14 protein-coding genes are annotated in these 15,440 nt (G+C 72.0%); 6 read left to right on the top strand and 8 right to left on the bottom strand.

The annotated features are described in order from the left end of the window. The 5 genes from AWZ10_RS22880 to AWZ10_RS22860 form a co-directional block, all read right to left on the bottom strand. Positions 1 to 680 (bottom strand): hypothetical protein (locus AWZ10_RS22880; protein ID WP_244172532.1); only part of this gene is annotated, 680 nt, incomplete at its 3' end. A gap of 101 nt (positions 681 to 781) precedes the next feature. After that, positions 782 to 2,092, bottom strand: coding sequence for an MFS transporter (locus AWZ10_RS22875; RefSeq protein WP_060891939.1), 1,311 nt, complete (start codon positions 2,090 to 2,092; stop codon positions 782 to 784). Between the two features lie 146 nt (positions 2,093 to 2,238). After that, entirely contained in the window at positions 2,239 to 3,693 is a 1,455-nt protein-coding gene (locus AWZ10_RS22870) for a CitMHS family transporter (protein ID WP_060891938.1), read from the bottom strand. Positions 3,694 to 3,814: 121 nt separating this feature from the next. Next, entirely contained in the window at positions 3,815 to 6,070 is a 2,256-nt protein-coding gene (locus AWZ10_RS22865; protein WP_060891937.1) for a molybdopterin oxidoreductase family protein, read from the bottom strand. Between the two features lie 261 nt (positions 6,071 to 6,331). Further along, positions 6,332 to 6,949: a TetR/AcrR family transcriptional regulator gene (locus AWZ10_RS22860; RefSeq protein ID WP_046709985.1), complete on the bottom strand. Its 618-nt coding sequence runs from the start codon at positions 6,947 to 6,949 to the stop codon at positions 6,332 to 6,334. A 295-nt stretch (positions 6,950 to 7,244) separates the two neighbouring features. Between AWZ10_RS22860 and hmgA the strand changes: the two genes are divergently transcribed. From hmgA to AWZ10_RS22845, 3 genes are read left to right on the top strand one after another with little or no spacing between them, the layout of a single operon-like run. Next, on the top strand, positions 7,245 to 8,561 hold the full coding sequence (gene hmgA / locus AWZ10_RS22855) for a homogentisate 1,2-dioxygenase (protein ID WP_060891936.1): 1,317 nt from the start codon (positions 7,245 to 7,247) through the stop codon (positions 8,559 to 8,561). A 28-nt stretch (positions 8,562 to 8,589) separates the two neighbouring features. Then, positions 8,590 to 9,339 (top strand): GntR family transcriptional regulator, encoded by a 750-nt coding sequence (locus tag AWZ10_RS22850; protein WP_046710029.1) that lies wholly within the window; start codon positions 8,590 to 8,592, stop codon positions 9,337 to 9,339. Between the two features lie 12 nt (positions 9,340 to 9,351). Then, positions 9,352 to 10,548 (top strand): type ISP restriction/modification enzyme, encoded by a 1,197-nt coding sequence (locus tag AWZ10_RS22845; protein WP_060891935.1) that lies wholly within the window; start codon positions 9,352 to 9,354, stop codon positions 10,546 to 10,548. An 84-nt stretch (positions 10,549 to 10,632) separates the two neighbouring features. On the opposite strand, the gene AWZ10_RS22840 is transcribed toward AWZ10_RS22845, so the two are convergent. Continuing rightward, positions 10,633 to 11,340, bottom strand: a complete 708-nt coding sequence (locus tag AWZ10_RS22840) for a TetR/AcrR family transcriptional regulator (RefSeq protein ID WP_046705003.1) — start codon at positions 11,338 to 11,340, stop codon at positions 10,633 to 10,635. 63 nt (positions 11,341 to 11,403) lie between these two features. On the opposite strand from AWZ10_RS22840, the gene AWZ10_RS22835 reads away from it, so the two are divergent. From AWZ10_RS22835 to AWZ10_RS22825, 3 genes are all read left to right on the top strand, one after another. Next, positions 11,404 to 12,372 (top strand): ATP-binding cassette domain-containing protein, encoded by a 969-nt coding sequence (locus tag AWZ10_RS22835; protein ID WP_060891934.1) that lies wholly within the window; start codon positions 11,404 to 11,406, stop codon positions 12,370 to 12,372. Next, positions 12,369 to 13,151 (top strand): ABC transporter permease, encoded by a 783-nt coding sequence (locus AWZ10_RS22830; RefSeq protein ID WP_046705005.1) that lies wholly within the window; start codon positions 12,369 to 12,371, stop codon positions 13,149 to 13,151. Before AWZ10_RS22835 ends, AWZ10_RS22830 begins: the two co-directional genes overlap by 4 nt. 110 nt (positions 13,152 to 13,261) lie before the next feature. Continuing rightward, entirely contained in the window at positions 13,262 to 14,485 is a 1,224-nt protein-coding gene (locus AWZ10_RS22825) for a CaiB/BaiF CoA transferase family protein (RefSeq protein ID WP_060891933.1), read from the top strand. 40 nt (positions 14,486 to 14,525) lie between these two features. Here AWZ10_RS22825 and AWZ10_RS22820 read toward each other — a convergent pair whose 3' ends face one another. Beyond that, entirely contained in the window at positions 14,526 to 14,792 is a 267-nt protein-coding gene (locus AWZ10_RS22820) for a hypothetical protein (RefSeq protein WP_046705007.1), read from the bottom strand. 115 nt (positions 14,793 to 14,907) lie between these two features. Further along, the coding region (locus tag AWZ10_RS22815; RefSeq protein WP_060891932.1) for an anti-sigma factor at positions 14,908 to 15,440 on the bottom strand (533 nt) is incomplete at its 5' end.

The raw sequence follows: 15,440 nt of genomic DNA, 5'->3' as shown, positions 1-15,440 counted from the left end.
TCGGCGACCGGCGCGAAGTTCTGGGTCATGGCGAGACCGCCGGCGCCGGCCGGGACGGCGCCTTCAGGACGGGCGCCCTCGACACGGGAACCTTCGGGACGAGACCCTCCGGGACGGGCGCCTTCGGGACGAGCGCCTTCGACACGGGAACCTTCGGGACGAGACCCTTCGGGACGGGCGCCTTCGGGACGGGCGCCTTCGGGTCCGGCGGGAGCGGTGAGCGGGCAGTCGACGGTGATCTCCCTGCGCCCTTCCTCGAGCGTGCCCCCGACGGTCCTCCAGGTCAGCACGTACTCCCCGTCGGGGAGCCGCGCCGTGTTCTCGGGCGCCACGGGCGTGCTGTGCCCGGAGCCGTCGGTCGCGAGGGGGATCTCGCCCGTGGCGACGGGGTCGGTACGCGGTGCGGGCGGCTCACGGTCGATCGTCCAGTTGATGCGCTGCGACGGCGTGGGGTCCTTGGGGAAGTTGAAGGCGGAGAGATAGAAGTCGCAGACCAGCGGCTGGTTGCGCTGGTTGTCGAACGGGAAGCCCACCTTGTGGATCACGACGTCGGGGTCGCCCGGGGCGGCGACGGCGGCCGGTGCCGTGATCAGGCTGGCTCCCGTGACGGTGAGTGCCGCGAGAACTACGGCGGCACTCGCGTGCACTCCGGCGGGGAGCGGGCGGGACGAGGTGGACATAACAAGACCTCCGAGTCGGACGATTTTCACACAAATCGCTCTTCCGCCTGACTCTCTGTCACATCACACGGGGCACGGGGGGAGCCGCGCCCGACGACCCGTCAGATATCCCTCTTCCGGCCCAGGCACACACGGGGCCGAGAGCCCTTCCGCTTCCCCTTCCCACTCCCGTTGCTCTTCTCCCTGCTCTTCTCCTTGCTCTCCTCCTTGCTCTCCTCCTTCTCCGACCTGCCGCTCCCCTGCCCCGGCTGTGCCGGTGAGCGCAGGGCGATGCCCGACGACACCAGCAGCAGCGCGCCGAGCATCACGAAGGGCGCGGCCACGCCCGCGACACCGGCGATCAGACCGGCGGCGGCGGGCGCCCCGGCCTGCCCCAGCCGGTTTCCCGTGAGCCGCAGCGCGAGGGCGGTGGACCGGGCCTCGTCCGGGGCGGCCTGCACCACCGTCGTCATGGACAGCGGCTGTCCGACCCCGAGGCAGAACCCGAGGGCGGCGAGTATCAGGGCCAGCGCCCACACCGGCACCGGCAGCGCGATCCCGGCGCACAGCACGGCCCCGAGCACACAGGTGACGGTGAGCAGCGCGGTCCGGCCGAGCAGCCGCAGCATGGGGGTCATCACCAGACGGCACGCGATGGTCGCCGCCGCGCGCAGACTCAGCAGGGCACCGATCACCGAGGGCGCGATGCCCCGGTGCTCACCGACCACCGGCAGATACGCGGTGAGGATGTCGGTGGCCGACAGCACGGCGAGGCTGATGAAGATGCCGCCCGGCACTCCCCGGGTGCGCAGGATGCGGTGTACAGGGACCCGATCACCTTGCGCCGTACGGGACTTGGGCTCGACCGGACGCTCTATCCGCCACAGTGAGGAGAACGCGACCGCCGCCCCGGCGCCCGCCACCACCAGCGCCAGGGCGCTCGTACGGGCCATGTCCGGGCCGCCGATCAGGGCACCCGCGGCGATCGGGCCGACCAGTTGGCCGAGGGATGCGCCGATGGTGAAGTGGCCGAAGTTGCGGTCGTGTTCGTGCGGCGCGGACTGGCGGGCCACCAGCGACTGGGCGCCGATCACGAAGGAGAGGTGCCCGAGGCCCATCACGCCGCTCCACACGGCCATCGCCACCAGCGAGTTCGCCAGGCCGCTCAGGACGCAGCCGCCGGATATGAGGACGACACCCACGGGCAGCAGGGGTGCGCACCGACCCCGGTCGGTCCTGCGGCCGAGCGGAACGGCGGCGAACAGCGGGAGCAGGGCGTAGACCCCCGCGATCACACCGATCGCCCGCTCGTCGGCGCCCAGCGCGAGGGCCCGGTAGGACACGGCGGGCCGGGCCATCGACACCGCCCCCTGCGCGAAGCCGAAGGCGATGACGAGGCGGAGCAGCCAGCCGCGGTTCCTACCGGGCCTCACGATGCGGGTCCTCCTCGGGGAAGTGCACGCCGGTGCGAAGGAAGTTCACCCCGGTGGGAGAGGGTCGGTCCCCCCGGTTCGGGGGAACTTCGCTCCGGGTCGGGGGAATCGGGCTCCACCCGGTTCAAGGGAACGGAATCCACGGATCAGATGATGCCGAACAGCACGCCGGCGCCGAGGATGATCAGCGAGGTCGCCGCCGCCCACTTCACCACGAACTTCGTGTGGTCGCCGAACTCGACCTTCGCCATACCCACGAGCACGTACACGGCAGGCACCAGCGGGCTGGACATGTGCAGCGGCTGGCCGACGAGGGAGGCGCGGGCGATCTCCAGGGGCGAGACACCGTGGGCGGCGCCGGCCTCGGCGAGGACCGGGAGGACGCCGAAGTAGAAGCCGTCGTTGGACATGAAGTAGGTGAGCGGCAGGCTCAGGAAGCCGGTGACGAGGGCCATGTGCGGGCCCATGCCGGCCGGGATGCCGTCGACGATCCACTTGGCCATCGAGTCGACCATGCCGGTGCCCTGGAGGACGCCGGTGAAGACGGCGGCGGCGAAGACCATGCCGGAGACGTTGAGGACGTTGTCGGCGTGGGCGGCCAGCCGGGCCTTCTGGTCGGGGATGTGGGGGAAGTTGACCGTCAGGGCGAGCGCGGCGCCGATGATGAACAGCACCGGGATCGGCAGCCACTCCATGATCATGGCGGTGAGCAGCGCGACCGTGAGCAGCGCGTTGAACCAGTACAGCTTGGGGCGCAGCGTCGGGCGGTTGGGGTCCAGGCCCTGGAGGCGGACGTCGTCCTCGTCGTCCTCGGAGTCGGTGCCGGAGCCCGCCCCGCCGGTGGCCTTCACCGTGCGGCCCTTGTCGTCTCCGGAGCCGGCGGCGGAGGACGCGGCACCCGCGCCGACGAGCACGGTCTCCTCGGACTCGGACTTCTCCTCGTCCTTGACGATCTTCTCCTGCTGCAGCACCTCGTCGAGGCTCAGTACACCGAGGCGCTTGCGCTCCCGCAGGCCGAGGAAGTAGGCCAGGATGAAGACGAAGAGCAGGCCGACGAGGAGCGCCGGGATCATCGGGACGAAGATGTCGGCGGCGTCGAGCTTGAGCGCGGTGGCGGCGCGGGCGGTCGGGCCGCCCCAGGGCAGCGTGTTCATCACGCCGTTGGCGGTGGCGGCGACACCGGTCATCACGACCAGGCTCATCTTCAGGCGCTTGTACAGCGGGTACATCGCCGAGACCGTGATCATGAAGGTGGTCGAGCCGTCGCCGTCCAGGGAGACGATCGCGGCGAGCAGGGCCGTGCCGACGACGATGCGCAGCGGGTCGGCCTTGCAGAACTTCAGGATGCCTCGGACGATCGGGTCGAAGAGACCGACGTCGATCATGAGGCCGAAGTAGACGATGGCGAACATCAGCATCGCTGCGGTGGGCGCGAGGTTGCCCACCCCTTCGATGACGTAGTCGCCGAGATGGGCTCCCTTTCCGACGAACACGCAGAAGAGCGCGGGGATCAGTACGAGTGCCGCGATCGGCGACATCTTCTTCATCATGATCAGGACCAGGAAGGTCGCGATCATGGCGAAGCCGAGGATGGTCAGCATGTGGATACCTAACGTTCGCCCTTGAACTCCCACCAGGGCACCGGCGGTGCGACGACGTTAGGGCGGGTCCACAAGCCTTAACAAGACGTTGACATGCGAGCAATAAGAGCAGAACTCCAGGTCACAGCGTTGCGCCTGCTCGGGCGAGATCGACGGGGATGCCGTTGAGGACCGCGTTGCCCGACAGGGGGTCGAGCAGCGAACCGTCGAGGAGCTGGTTGACGTTCACCCCGGGGTCGATCGCGGCGTGGCTCATCCGGGTGCCCGGACGGTCGTGTCCCCAGCCGTGCGGAAGGCTGACGACACCGCGTCGTACGACGTCGGTGACCTCGACGGGAGCGGTGACCTCTCCCCCGGCGCCCTTGATCCGTACGTCGTCGCCGTCGGCGAGTCCGAGACGGCTCGCGTCGTCGGGGTGGATGTGCAGGGTGCAGCGGTTGGTGCCGCCGGTGAGGGCGGGGATGTTGTGCAGCCAGCTGTTGTTGGACCGCAGGTGGCGTCGGCCGATGAGGACGAGGCCGTCGGGGCGCTCCCGCAGGGCGCTGCGGAGCCTCGGCAGATCGTCGACGATCGGCTGCGGCAGCAGTTCGATCCTGCCGCTCACCGTCTTCAGCGGCTGCGGCAGCCGCGGCTTCAGCGGCCCGAGGTCGATGCCGTGCGGGTGGGCCAGCAGCTTCGCGAGGGTCAGCCCGTCCGGATCGGCGCCGAAGCCGTCGCCGTACGGGCCGAGGCGCAGCATCATGTCGAGCCGGCGCTCGGGGCCGCCCGTGCCGGTGAGCCGGCCGGCGAGTTCCTTGGGGTCGCGGCCGTGCACGGGCGAGTGGGTCTCCTTGACGGCCTTGCCCAGGGTCTGGCCGATGACCAGGTCGTCGACGGCGGAGGGGTCGGCGCCGTGCATGCCGGTGGCGGCGAGGACGAGCCGCGCGAGAATCTCCGTCTCGGACATGCGGCCGTCCTCCAGGGGGACGGCGGCACGGTTGTAGCGGACCTGGTTGCGTACGGCCAGGGTGTTGAGCGCGAAGTCGTAGTGCGGGGCCTGGGAGGGCGGGGGCGGCGGCAGGACGACGTCGGCGTGGCGGGCGGTCTCGCCCAGGTAGGGGTCGACGCTGACCATGAAGTCCAGGGAGTCGAGCGCCTTGTCGAGGCGGTCGCCGTCGGGCGCGGAGAGCACGGGGTTGGCGGCGACGGTGACGAGGGCGCGGATCGGGCTGCCCTCGGGGGTGGCGGTGTCGATCTCCTCGGCGAGCGCGGACAGCGGCAGTTCACCCTTGGCCTCGGGGTGGCCGCTGACCCGGCTGCGCCAACGGCCGAGCGCGAAGCCGTGGCCGGGGCCGGCGGGGCGGGGCGTCCTGTCGGTCGCCGACTGCGGGAAGAGGGCGCCGCCGGGCCGGTCGAGGTTGCCGGTGAGGATGTTGAGCACGTCGACCAGCCAGCTGGCGAGGGTACCGTGCGGGACGGTGCAGCTGCCTATGCGGCCGTATACGGCGGCGGTGGGCGCGGCGGCCAGTTCGCGGGCGAGCGCGCGGATGGTCCCGGCGTCGACGTCACAGGCCCCGGCGACGGCCTCGGGTGTGAACTCCCGTACCGTGGCGGCGAGTTCCTCGACCCCCTGCACATGCGGGGCGAGGTCCCCGAGGTCGACGAGGTGCTCCTCGAAGAGGACGTACGCCATCGCCGCGAGCAGCAGCGCGTCCGTGCCGGGGCGGATCGCCACGTGCCGGTCGGCGAGCTTGGCCGTGCGGGTCAGGCGTGGGTCGACGACGGTGAGGGTGCCGCCGCGAGCCTTGAGCGCCTTGAGCTTGCCGGGGAAGTCGGGGGCGGTACACAGACTGCCGTTGGACTCCAGGGGGTTGGCGCCGAGGAGCAGCAGGTGGTCGGTGCGGTCGAGGTCGGGCACGGGGATGGCGTTGGCGTCGCCGAAGAGCAGTCCGCTGGAGACGTGCTTGGGCATCTGGTCGACCGTGGAGGCGCTGAACATGCTGCGGGTGCCGAGGCCGCCGACGAGGAGCGGCGGGTAGAGGCCGCCGGCCACGGTGTGCACGTTCGGGTTGCCGAAGACGAGGCCGACCGCGTTCGGTCCATGGGTCTCGACGACGGGCCGGAGCCCGGCGGCGACGGCGTCGAAGGCCTCCTGCCAGGTGGCCTCCCGCAGTTCGCCGTCCCTGCGGACCAGCGGGGTGCGCAGCCGGTCGGGGTCCCCGTCGGCCGCGCCCAGGGAGGCGCCCTTCGGGCAGATGAAGCCCTTGCTGAACACATCGTCCCGGTCACCGCGCGCCTTGGTCACCCGGGTGCCCTCGATGGTGAGGGTGAGCCCGCAGGTGGCCTCGCAGAGCGGGCAGACGCGCAGGGCGGTGCGGGAGTCGATGGTGGTGGACACGGGTCCTCCCGGAGGGACGGCTGCGACGATGGCGCTCGGACGGGGCAGCGCACGGGGAGGCACGCGGCACCGAGGCCGAGCATACCGACCGGTATGCATCGCCGGGAGGTCCTGCCGGGGTCTTGTCGGGAATTCGCCTGACCGCTACCCGGCCGGATCCCGGCCCCTGCCCCGCCCGGGGGCGGGGTCGGACGGTCCGCGCCCGGCCTCGCAGGGCCCGCACCCCGGCCCGGAGGGCCCACACCCGGGCCCGGCCCGGCGTCAGTCCAGCACCCGCGCCAGATAGGCCCGCAACAGCTCCCGCATCTCCTGGATGATCCGCGGGTCGCCCTCCGGGGAGACCCGGAAGGCCAGGTGGACAAGGGTGTCGGCGGTCTCCACGGCGATGAGGAAGGTACGGCGGAGGTCCTCGTCGGGGGTGCGGTCGATGAACGCGGAGAGCAGTTCGGACAGCCGGTCGGCGACGAGGTGGTTGGGTTCCTGGCGGTGGCCGCCGACGGGGATCTGGTTGCCGAAGTCGATGAGGGCGAACCCGGGGGCGTTGCGCTTCATGTCGAGGTACTCGTCGAGGACGGCGTCCATCGCGGTGCGCCAGTCCCCGCCGCCCGTCGCCCGGAGGCGACGGGTGACGCGGTCGGTGAAACGGTCCAGGTTGCGTTCGGCGAGCGCGTCGGCCATCGCGCGCTTGTTGCCGAAGAATCGGTAGACGGAGCCGATGGGCACACCCGCGCGCAGCGCCACGGCACGGGTGCTCAGCGCGTCGTAGCCGACCTCGTCGAGGAGGTCGGCGCAGGCGTCGAGGATCCTGGTCAGTCGTTCGGCACTGCGCCGCTGCACGGGCGCGCGGCGCAAGGAGGTCGCCTGGGACACGGGCTTCATGATGCCTTTCCGCGAGGTCCGATGAGCTGTCCGAATATCAGTACGGCCGGTACCGCCGCTCCCGCTCAGCCGTGGAGCACGACGGACAGCACACACCCGCACGTCCACGGCCTGCCGGGAGACTAAGGCACCGCACTGACAGGACGGATCCCCTCCCGATCCGGTTCTCCCGCTCCACCCGATGCACCCGATCTGCCGACGTCCCGTCGCGTCCGGTTGTCGTCCTGTCCCCTTGCGTCCGCCCCGGCCGAATCCTACGGTGAAGCATAGGAATCAGGAACGCGAGGGAGCGGGCATGAGCGGGGACGCGCGGAAGACGGCCGAGGGGTTGGAGTACCTCTCCGGTTTCGGCAACGAACACGCCTCGGAGGCGGTCCCGGGCGCACTGCCGCACGGCCGCAACTCCCCGCAGCGCGCCCCGCTCGGCCTGTACGCGGAGCAGCTCAGCGGCACCGCGTTCACCGAACCGAGGTCCCACAACCGCCGCTCCTGGCTCTACCGGATCCGCCCCTCGGCCGCCCACCCCGCCTTCACACGCACGGACAACGGCGCCCTCCGCACGGCCCCCTTCACCGAGACGGTCCCCGACCCCAACCGCCTCCGCTGGGACCCCCTGCCGGAGCCTCCGGCGGGCACCGACTTCCTCGGCGGCCTGTGGACGCTCGGCGGCAACGGCGACGCGGCCCAGCGCACGGGCATGGCCGTGCACCTGTACCACGCCGATTCCGCGATGGAGCGTGTCTTCAGCGACGCGGACGGCGAACTGCTGATCGTCCCGGAGCGCGGCGGCCTCCTCCTGCGCACGGAGTTCGGCCTGCTCCGCGTCGGGCCCGGCGAGGTGGCCCTGGTCCCCCGGGGCGTCCGCTTCCGCGTCGACCTCCTGGACGGCTCCGCCCGCGGCTATGTCTGCGAGAACTTCGGCGCCCCCTTCCGCCTCCCCGACCTCGGCCCGATCGGCGCCAACGGCCTGGCGAACGCCCGTGACTTCCGGGCACCGGTGGCCGCCTGCGAGGACGTCGAGGGCCCGGTGGAGGTCGTCAACAAGTTCTGCGGCAACCTCTGGACGGCCACGTACGACCACTCCCCGCTCGACGTGGTCGCCTGGCACGGCAACTACGCGCCGTACGTCTACGACCTGCGCCGTTTCAACGTCATCGGGTCGATCTCGTACGACCACCCGGACCCGTCGATCTTCACGGTGCTGACGTCGCCGTCGGACACCCCGGGGCTGGCCGGAGTGGACTTCGTGGTGTTCGCGCCGCGCTGGCTGGTGGGCGAGGACACGTTCCGGCCGCCGTACTTCCACCGGAACGTGATGAGCGAGTACATGGGCCTGATCGAGGGCGCGTACGACGCCAAGGCGGAGGGGTTCGTGCCGGGCGGCGGCTCGCTGCACAACATGATGTCGGCGCACGGCCCGGACCGTGAGACCTTCGGCCGGGCGAGCGCGGCGGAGCTGAAGCCCCAGCGGGTCGACGACGGGCTCGCCTTCATGTTCGAGACGCGCTGGCCGATCCTCATGACCGCGCAGGCGGCCGGCGCGGAGCACCTGCAGCGGGGGTACGACGACGTGTGGTCCGGGCTCCAGCGTCACTTCGGCCCGTTGCGCTGAACGCGCCGCGCCGGGTACGGATACCGTCGTGACCTCATTCGCTCCGGACTCGATCGTCCTGAACCGCAAACTGCCGCTCTGGTATCAGGTGTCGCAGTCCCTGCGCGCCTCGATACTCGGCCGAACGGCCCGGGATCCCCTGCGGCTGCCGACCGAGGAGCAGCTGGCCGGGCACTACGGGGTGAGCGTGCTCACCATGCGGCAGGCGCTGAAGGAGCTGGAGGGCGAGGGGCTGATCACCCGGCACCGCCGGCGCGGCACGTTCATCGAGCCGAGCGCCCGGCGGGGCTCGCCCGTACGCCTGCTCGGCTCGGTGGACGCCATCGTGGCCCAGCAGTCGGGCATGACGACCGAGCTGCTGGACCAGGGCAGCACCCCCCTGTCGGGTGAACTCTCCGAGTACTTCCCCGACTTGACCGAGGTGGCCACGTACCACCGGCTCCGCGGGGACGAGAGTACGGGCGAGCCCACCAACCACGCCCGCAACTACGTCCGCCCCGAACTGGCCGAACGCATCGACCGCGACGACCTGCTCCGCTGGCCGATGACCAAGGTCCTGCGCGATGTCGTGGGCGTGGCCATCGGCCGGATCACCGACACCGTCGAGGCCCGTATCGCCGACCCGGAGACCGCCCGACTCCTCCGGGTCCCCCTGCTCAGCCCGATCCTCCACTACACGGGCGTCACCTACGACGACTCCGGCCGCGTCCTCGACGTGGCGGTCATCCACTACCGCGGCGACCGCTTCTCGTTCACCGTGACCCTCGACGCCCACTGACGAGGCCTTACGATGCCCGACGTGACGCCCGACGACGCTCCGCTGCTCGCGGACCTCATGCCGTGGTCCGTCGCACCGCCACGGCTGGGCCGGGGGTGGCCGACGGCCCCCGACGCGGCCTCCCTGAAGGCCCGCTGGGACGCCCTGGTGAAGGCGGAGGGGCCGGACCGCGAGACCCTGTTCGCCCCCACCCGCTCCCGCACCCTGACCTCGGCGGTGACCCAGCTGCCGGGCCAGTCCAGCGGCACCGGCCGCCTGGCCCGCGAGTCGGGCCCCTGCCCCGAGCCGGTGCGTGTACTGGCCGCCCCGTTCGACGAGCAGTGGCTCATCCCCGACCACCGTCTGATCGACTCCGCCCGCCCCGAGCTGTGGCGCGTGGCGGACGAGCGGCAGGTCTTCGTGGTCGAGCGGCCGGCGGCTCCGGAGGCGTCGTCGGGTCCCGTCCTCCTCGCCTCCCCCGTCCTGCCCCTGCTCCCGCCCCACGGCCCACGCATCGGCCGCGTCCGCCCCCTGTACCGACGGCCGGGCGGACGGGAGCCGAACCTCGCACCGGGGCTGCCGGAGTACGTCGGGGAACGTCTCGGCACCGGCCCCGTCGATCCCGTCGACGTCCTCGCCTGGATCCTGGTGGCCGCGCGCCCCGGCCCGAACCGCGTCGAGGTCCCCCTGCCCACCGACGCCGACGCCTGGTCCCACGGCGTCGGTCTGGGCCGCCGCTCCCGCTGGCTCATGTGCCGCGACGGCGACCGGCCCAAACTCCCGGGCGGCCGCCGCCCCTACGTCCGCGCCCCGCTCCCCTCCCGCCCCCTGGAACTCCGCTACGCCCGCGACGAGGAGACCCTCCTCGTGGACGAGGGCCGCATCTCCCCCGTTCCGTCCGCGGCCTGGGACTTCCACGTCGGCGGCGTCCGCGTCCTGGCGGAGTGGTTCACCCGCAGAACGGAACAGGGGGAGCCGGGCACGCTGGAGGCGATCCGCCCGACGACCTGGCCGCAGCCCTGGACGTCGGAGCTGCTGGAGCTGATCACCGTGCTGGCCCTCCTGGCCGAACTGCACCCGAGGCAGGCCGAGTTGACGGTCGAGGACACGATCACCACGGCGGACCTGCGCGAGGCGGGAGTCCTCCCGGTCCCGGACGCGGCCCGTAGGCCCGCATCGGTACTGGACCACCACGAGGAGGGCCCGGAGGGCCAGTTCACGCTGTTGTAGGAAGGGCACTGCCGAAGCGGCCGGGTGCCTCCCGAGGTCGGCGCGGGGCACCGCGCGACCAGCCCCGCGCCCGCATCCGCACCCCTACGGCGCGAACGAATCCAGGACCCTCCCCAGCATCCACTCGAACGCGGCCTCCAGATCGATCGGCCCCGAGTCCTCCGTGAACGCCGCGGCCAGCCGCGGATACGCCCCACTCGCGATCTGCCCCCCGAGATAGGCGATCCGCACCTGGTTCTCCCGGTCCTCCGACCACGGCAGCGACCGCACCCGCTCAGCGGTCGCCAGCTCGTTGGCGACGTACGTCGTCACGCACCCGTTCACCATCGCGAGCAGCTGCATCTTCGTCCCGTACGGCGCGTCGAGCGGGTCCATGCAGGTCATGCAGTGCTCCAGATACCGCAGCCCATTGGGGCTGAACCCGTAGACCGGCGACATCAGCCGCGGCATCCAGGGGTGCCCGCGCAGCAGGGCCCGCGTCTGGTGGGCCACCCGCCGCATGTCGCCCCGCCAGTCCCCGCTCGGCTCCCACAGCTCGTGCTCACCGCCGACGGCGTCGACCATCAGCTCGTACAGGTCCTCCTTGCGCGGCACGTAGTTGTACAGCGACATGGTGCCGCAGCCCAGCTCGGCCGCGACATGCCGCATGGACACCGCGTCGAGACCTCCCGCGTCGGCGAGCCGCACGGCCGCCGCCGCGATGTCCACGCGGCTGAACGCGGGCCTCGGGCCTCGGCCGGTGCGCTCGGGGCGCGCCCAGATCACTTGGGGTTCGGCCGCTCGGCCAGCCATCGATCATCACCTCGGCCACCATCGTAGTTACGTACGGCGTACGTAGTGCGCTATGGTCGACCCATGACTACTACGTACGCTGTACTTAGTGAGGGTCTGGAGAAGAGTTTCGGGGACGTCCACGCCGTGCGTGGCCTGGATCTGGCCGTGGCGGAGGGCACGGTGGTCGGGATGCTCGGCCCGAACGGGGCGGGCAAGACGACGGCCGTACGGCTGCTGGCCACGCTGCTGCGGCCGGACGCGGGCTCCGCGCGGGTCGCGGGGCACGACCTCGTGCGGGAGCCGGGCGCGGTCCGGCGGGCGATCGGGGTGACGGGGCAGTACGCGTCGGTGGACGGCGACCTCACCGGACGGCAGAACCTGCGGCTGTTCGCGCGGCTGCACCGCGTCCGTGACACGGCGGCCCGCGCGGGCGAACTCCTCGACCGTTTCGGTCTGACCGGGGCCGCCGACCGGCCGGCGTCCACGTACTCGGGCGGCATGCGCCGCCGCCTCGACCTGGCGGCGAGCCTGATCCGGCACCCGGCGGTGCTCTTCCTCGACGAGCCCACCACCGGGCTCGACCCGGTCAGCCGCAATCAGATCTGGGGCGCCGTGCGCGCGCTGAAGGCGGAGGGGACGACCGTGCTGCTGACCACGCAGTATCTGGAGGAGGCCGATCAACTCGCCGACCGGATCGTGCTGATGGACCGGGGCCGGATCGCGCACAGCGGCTCGCCGCCCCAGCTCAAGGCGCTCATCGGCTCGTACGCGGAGGTTGTCGTCGCCCACGCGGAGGCGATGACCGGGGCGGCGGGCGTCCTCGACCGACTCACCGGCGCGGAACCCTCGTTCGACCACGACCGGCACGCCGTGGGCGCGGTCGCGCTCGACCCGACGCTCACACTCCCCCGACTCGTCCGTGAACTCGACGCGGCGGGCGTGCCGTTGCTCGACGCGAGCCTGCGCCCGCCGACCCTCGACGACGTGTTCCTCCGCCTGACCGAGGGCACCGTCGCCGACCGGACCGACCTCAAGGAGCGTGCGGCATGAGCGCGTTGGCGTACGACGGCACGGCGATGCTGGGCCGGCAGCTGCGGCGGGTCCGCAACAACCCGGGGCTGCTGATCCTCACCCAGACGATGCCCATCTCGATGCTGCTGTTCTTCGGGTACGTCTTCGGCAGTGCCCTCGCGGTGCCGGGCGAGGAGTACCGGCGGTTCCTGGTGCCCGGTCTGTTGGTGGCGACCGCGGCCGGCGGGATCATGACCGGCATGTTCCAGGCCGCGGGGGACACGCACCGGGGCGTGATGGACCGCTTCCGCACCCTGCCCATGAGCCGGGCGGCCGTGCCCCTGGGGCAGGCGCTGGCGGACGTGCTCGTCACGGCCGCCGGGACGGTGCCGTTCCTGCTGGTCGGGCTCGCGGTGGGCTGGCGGATCGAGGGGGGCGCGCTCGCGGCGGCCGGTGCGTTCGGGCTGTTGCTGCTGTTCCGGTTCGCGGCCGTGTGGATCGGTATCTTCCTGGGCCTCCTGACCCGCAACGAGGAGGCGGCCGGCCAGCTGGGCGGCGCGACCTTCCTGCTGCCGCTGCTGTCCAACGCGTACATCCCGGCCGGGGGTCTGCCCGGTTGGCTGCGCACGGTCGCCGAGTGGAACCCGATCAGCGCGGTCGCCACGGCCCTGCGCGACCTGTTCGGGAACGCGCCCGTGCCGGAGGGAGCGGCCTGGCCGGTCGCCCATCCCGTCGCCGGATCGCTGCTCTGGTGCGCCGTCCTGCTCGCGGTGTTCGTGCCGCTCGCGGTCCGCACGTACGCCGCCGGGCACAAGTGACCTCCGGCCCGCCCGGGGGGGGGCGGGCCGGACCTCGGTCGAGCCGGGGCGAGAGGCCGGGGCACGTGACGCGCGGCACGCCCTGGTGACAACGGCGCCTCGGCGGGGACATGATCCACGGCATGTGTCCACTCCCCCGCACCGGCGAGCCCCTGCCCCTCGACGGCATCACCGTCGTCGCCGTCGAGCAGGCCGTCGCGGCGCCCTTCGCCACCCGGCAGCTCGCCGACCTCGGCGCACGGGTGATCAAGGTCGAGCGGGTGGACGGCGGTGACTTCGCCCGCGGGTACGACACCGCCGCCCGGGGTCTGGCCTCGCACTTCGTATGGTGCAACCGGGGCAAGGAGTCCCTGGCGCTGGACCTGAAGGACTCGCGCGCTCTGGCCGTCGTACGGCGGCTGGTGGCGGACGCGGACGTGTTCGTGCAGAACCTCGCGCACGGCGCGGCGGCCCGGCTCGGTCTGGACGCGGCCACGCTGTGCGCCGCGCACCCCCGCCTGATCGCGGTGGACATCTCGGGCTACGGGGCGTCGGGGCCGTACGCGGACAAGCGGGCCTACGACATGCTCGTGCAGTGCGAGGCCGGTCTGGTGTCGGTGACGGGGACCCCGGAGCAGCCGGTGAAGGCGGGCATCCCGGCGGCGGACATCGCCGCCGGGATGTACGCGTTCTCGGGGGTGCTCGCGGCGCTCGTACGGCGGGGGACGACCGGGCGGGGCGGGCCGGTGGAGGTGTCGATGCTGGAGTCGCTGGCCGAGTGGATGGGGCATCCGCTGCACCACACGATGCACGGCGGAAGCGCGCCGGCGCGGACGGGGCTCGGGCACGCGGTGATCGCGCCGTACGACGCCTATCCGACGGCGGACGGCGGGCGGGTGCTGCTGTCGGTGCAGAACGACCGGGAGTGGCGGCGGCTCGCCGAACAGGTCCTGGGGCGGCCGGAGTTGGCGGACGATCCGGCGTTCGCGACCAATCCCGCGCGGGTCGGGCGCCGGGAGCGTACGGACGAGCTGGTCGCGAAGGCGCTCGGAGTGCTGGACACCGACGAGGCGCTGGCGCGGCTGGAGGCGGCGGGGATCGCCTGTGCGCGGCTACGGGACGTCACGGGGGTGGCGGAGCATCCGCAGTTGGCGGCCCGGGACCGGTGGCGGGAAGTGGATTCACCGGTGGGGCCGCTCAGGTCGCTGCTGCCGCCCATCACGCTGCCGGGCGGGGACGAGGCGCGGATGGGTGCGGTGCCCGCGCTCGGGGAACACACCGGGTCGCTGCTCCGTGCCGCGGGGATGACGGACGAAGAGATCGCAGCGCTGCGCCGGGACGGCGTGGTCGCCTGAACGCGGGCCTCCTGCGGGAAAGCCCTTGATGCTGTGGTGCCTAGCGGCTGCCGAACAGTGAGCGACGCAGCCTCTTCAGGGGTGCGAACAGCGAGACCCGGCCCAGGCGCGTGTCCTTGCGGTTGCTGCGCTCCTGCGGGGAACGTGACGTTATCTCACGCATCAACGAGGTCGCGTCGGCCGCCTCACGCTGCGGCACGGCGGGGCCGCTCAGCACCGAGAGATGGCGGTCGAGCCGCGAACTGGTCGCGCTGCTCCCGCACGTGATCGCAGGGACTCGTGCCCTGCGCACTGTTATCTGTTCCATGTCACTCCCCACCCGTACGAGTCCACCCGGCCCGGGCAGCGTAACCATATCGCCCCGTTGGAGCACTCGGGAATCACGGTCCCGGTATTCATCTACCCCGTCCCGACGTTGTTGACTACTCTCCGAATCCGACCGATTCCAGGGCGAGTTGGACAACTGGCTGGCTGGTGGGTTGTGCTGATCCACCGTCGGGTTCGACGGTCACCGCCAGTGACGTCGCATCGGTGTTCATTCCGCTGGTGACCAAGGGCGTGTCGCCGTCGAAGAGCCCCAGGGAGCGTGGTTGCACGTCGGGGCGCATGAGCCAGAGCTGGTGCACCCGGTCCTTCGGGAGGTTCCCGAATCCGCCGAGGGTCACGATCGCGCTCCCCTCCTCGGCGGAAGCGATCACTCCGATTCTGTGGCCCTCCGTGTCCCGGTCACTGCTCGCGCGGGCGTCCGGCGCGGCGAGAACGTGGGCGATCTCACTGGCCTGAGCGCGCTCGGCGGCCAGCTGGTCGCGGGTGCGGTCGGCCTGGACGGCGAAGAGGGACGCCACGACGAGTGAGGCGGCGGCCGTCGCGGTGGCCAGCGGGACGAGCAAAGAGCGCATCCGGGGCGCACGGGCGCGCGACCTCGGCGGCGGCTCGGCGCCCCACACATGCCGCG

It is taken from the genome of Streptomyces europaeiscabiei (genome assembly GCF_001550375.1).
GTDB lineage: Bacteria > Actinomycetota > Actinomycetes > Streptomycetales > Streptomycetaceae > Streptomyces > Streptomyces europaeiscabiei.
Note: the sequence above shows the minus strand (reverse complement) of the source record. Positions and strands in the feature narration are given on the sequence as shown.

Coding starts and splice junctions, on each gene's coding strand:
- AWZ10_RS22870 (WP_060891938.1), bottom strand. CDS start 3,693: ATGCTGACCATCCTCGGCTTCGCCATGATCGCGACCTTCCTGGTCCTG.
- AWZ10_RS22820 (WP_046705007.1), bottom strand. CDS start 14,792: ATGGAACAGATAACAGTGCGCAGGGCACGAGTCCCTGCGATCACGTGC.
- AWZ10_RS22835 (WP_060891934.1), top strand. CDS start 11,404: ATGACTACTACGTACGCTGTACTTAGTGAGGGTCTGGAGAAGAGTTTC.
- hmgA (WP_060891936.1), top strand. CDS start 7,245: ATGAGCGGGGACGCGCGGAAGACGGCCGAGGGGTTGGAGTACCTCTCC.
- AWZ10_RS22825 (WP_060891933.1), top strand. CDS start 13,262: ATGATCCACGGCATGTGTCCACTCCCCCGCACCGGCGAGCCCCTGCCC.
- AWZ10_RS22840 (WP_046705003.1), bottom strand. CDS start 11,340: ATGGCTGGCCGAGCGGCCGAACCCCAAGTGATCTGGGCGCGCCCCGAG.
- AWZ10_RS22860 (WP_046709985.1), bottom strand. CDS start 6,949: ATGAAGCCCGTGTCCCAGGCGACCTCCTTGCGCCGCGCGCCCGTGCAG.
- AWZ10_RS22830 (WP_046705005.1), top strand. CDS start 12,369: ATGAGCGCGTTGGCGTACGACGGCACGGCGATGCTGGGCCGGCAGCTG.
- AWZ10_RS22845 (WP_060891935.1), top strand. CDS start 9,352: ATGCCCGACGTGACGCCCGACGACGCTCCGCTGCTCGCGGACCTCATG.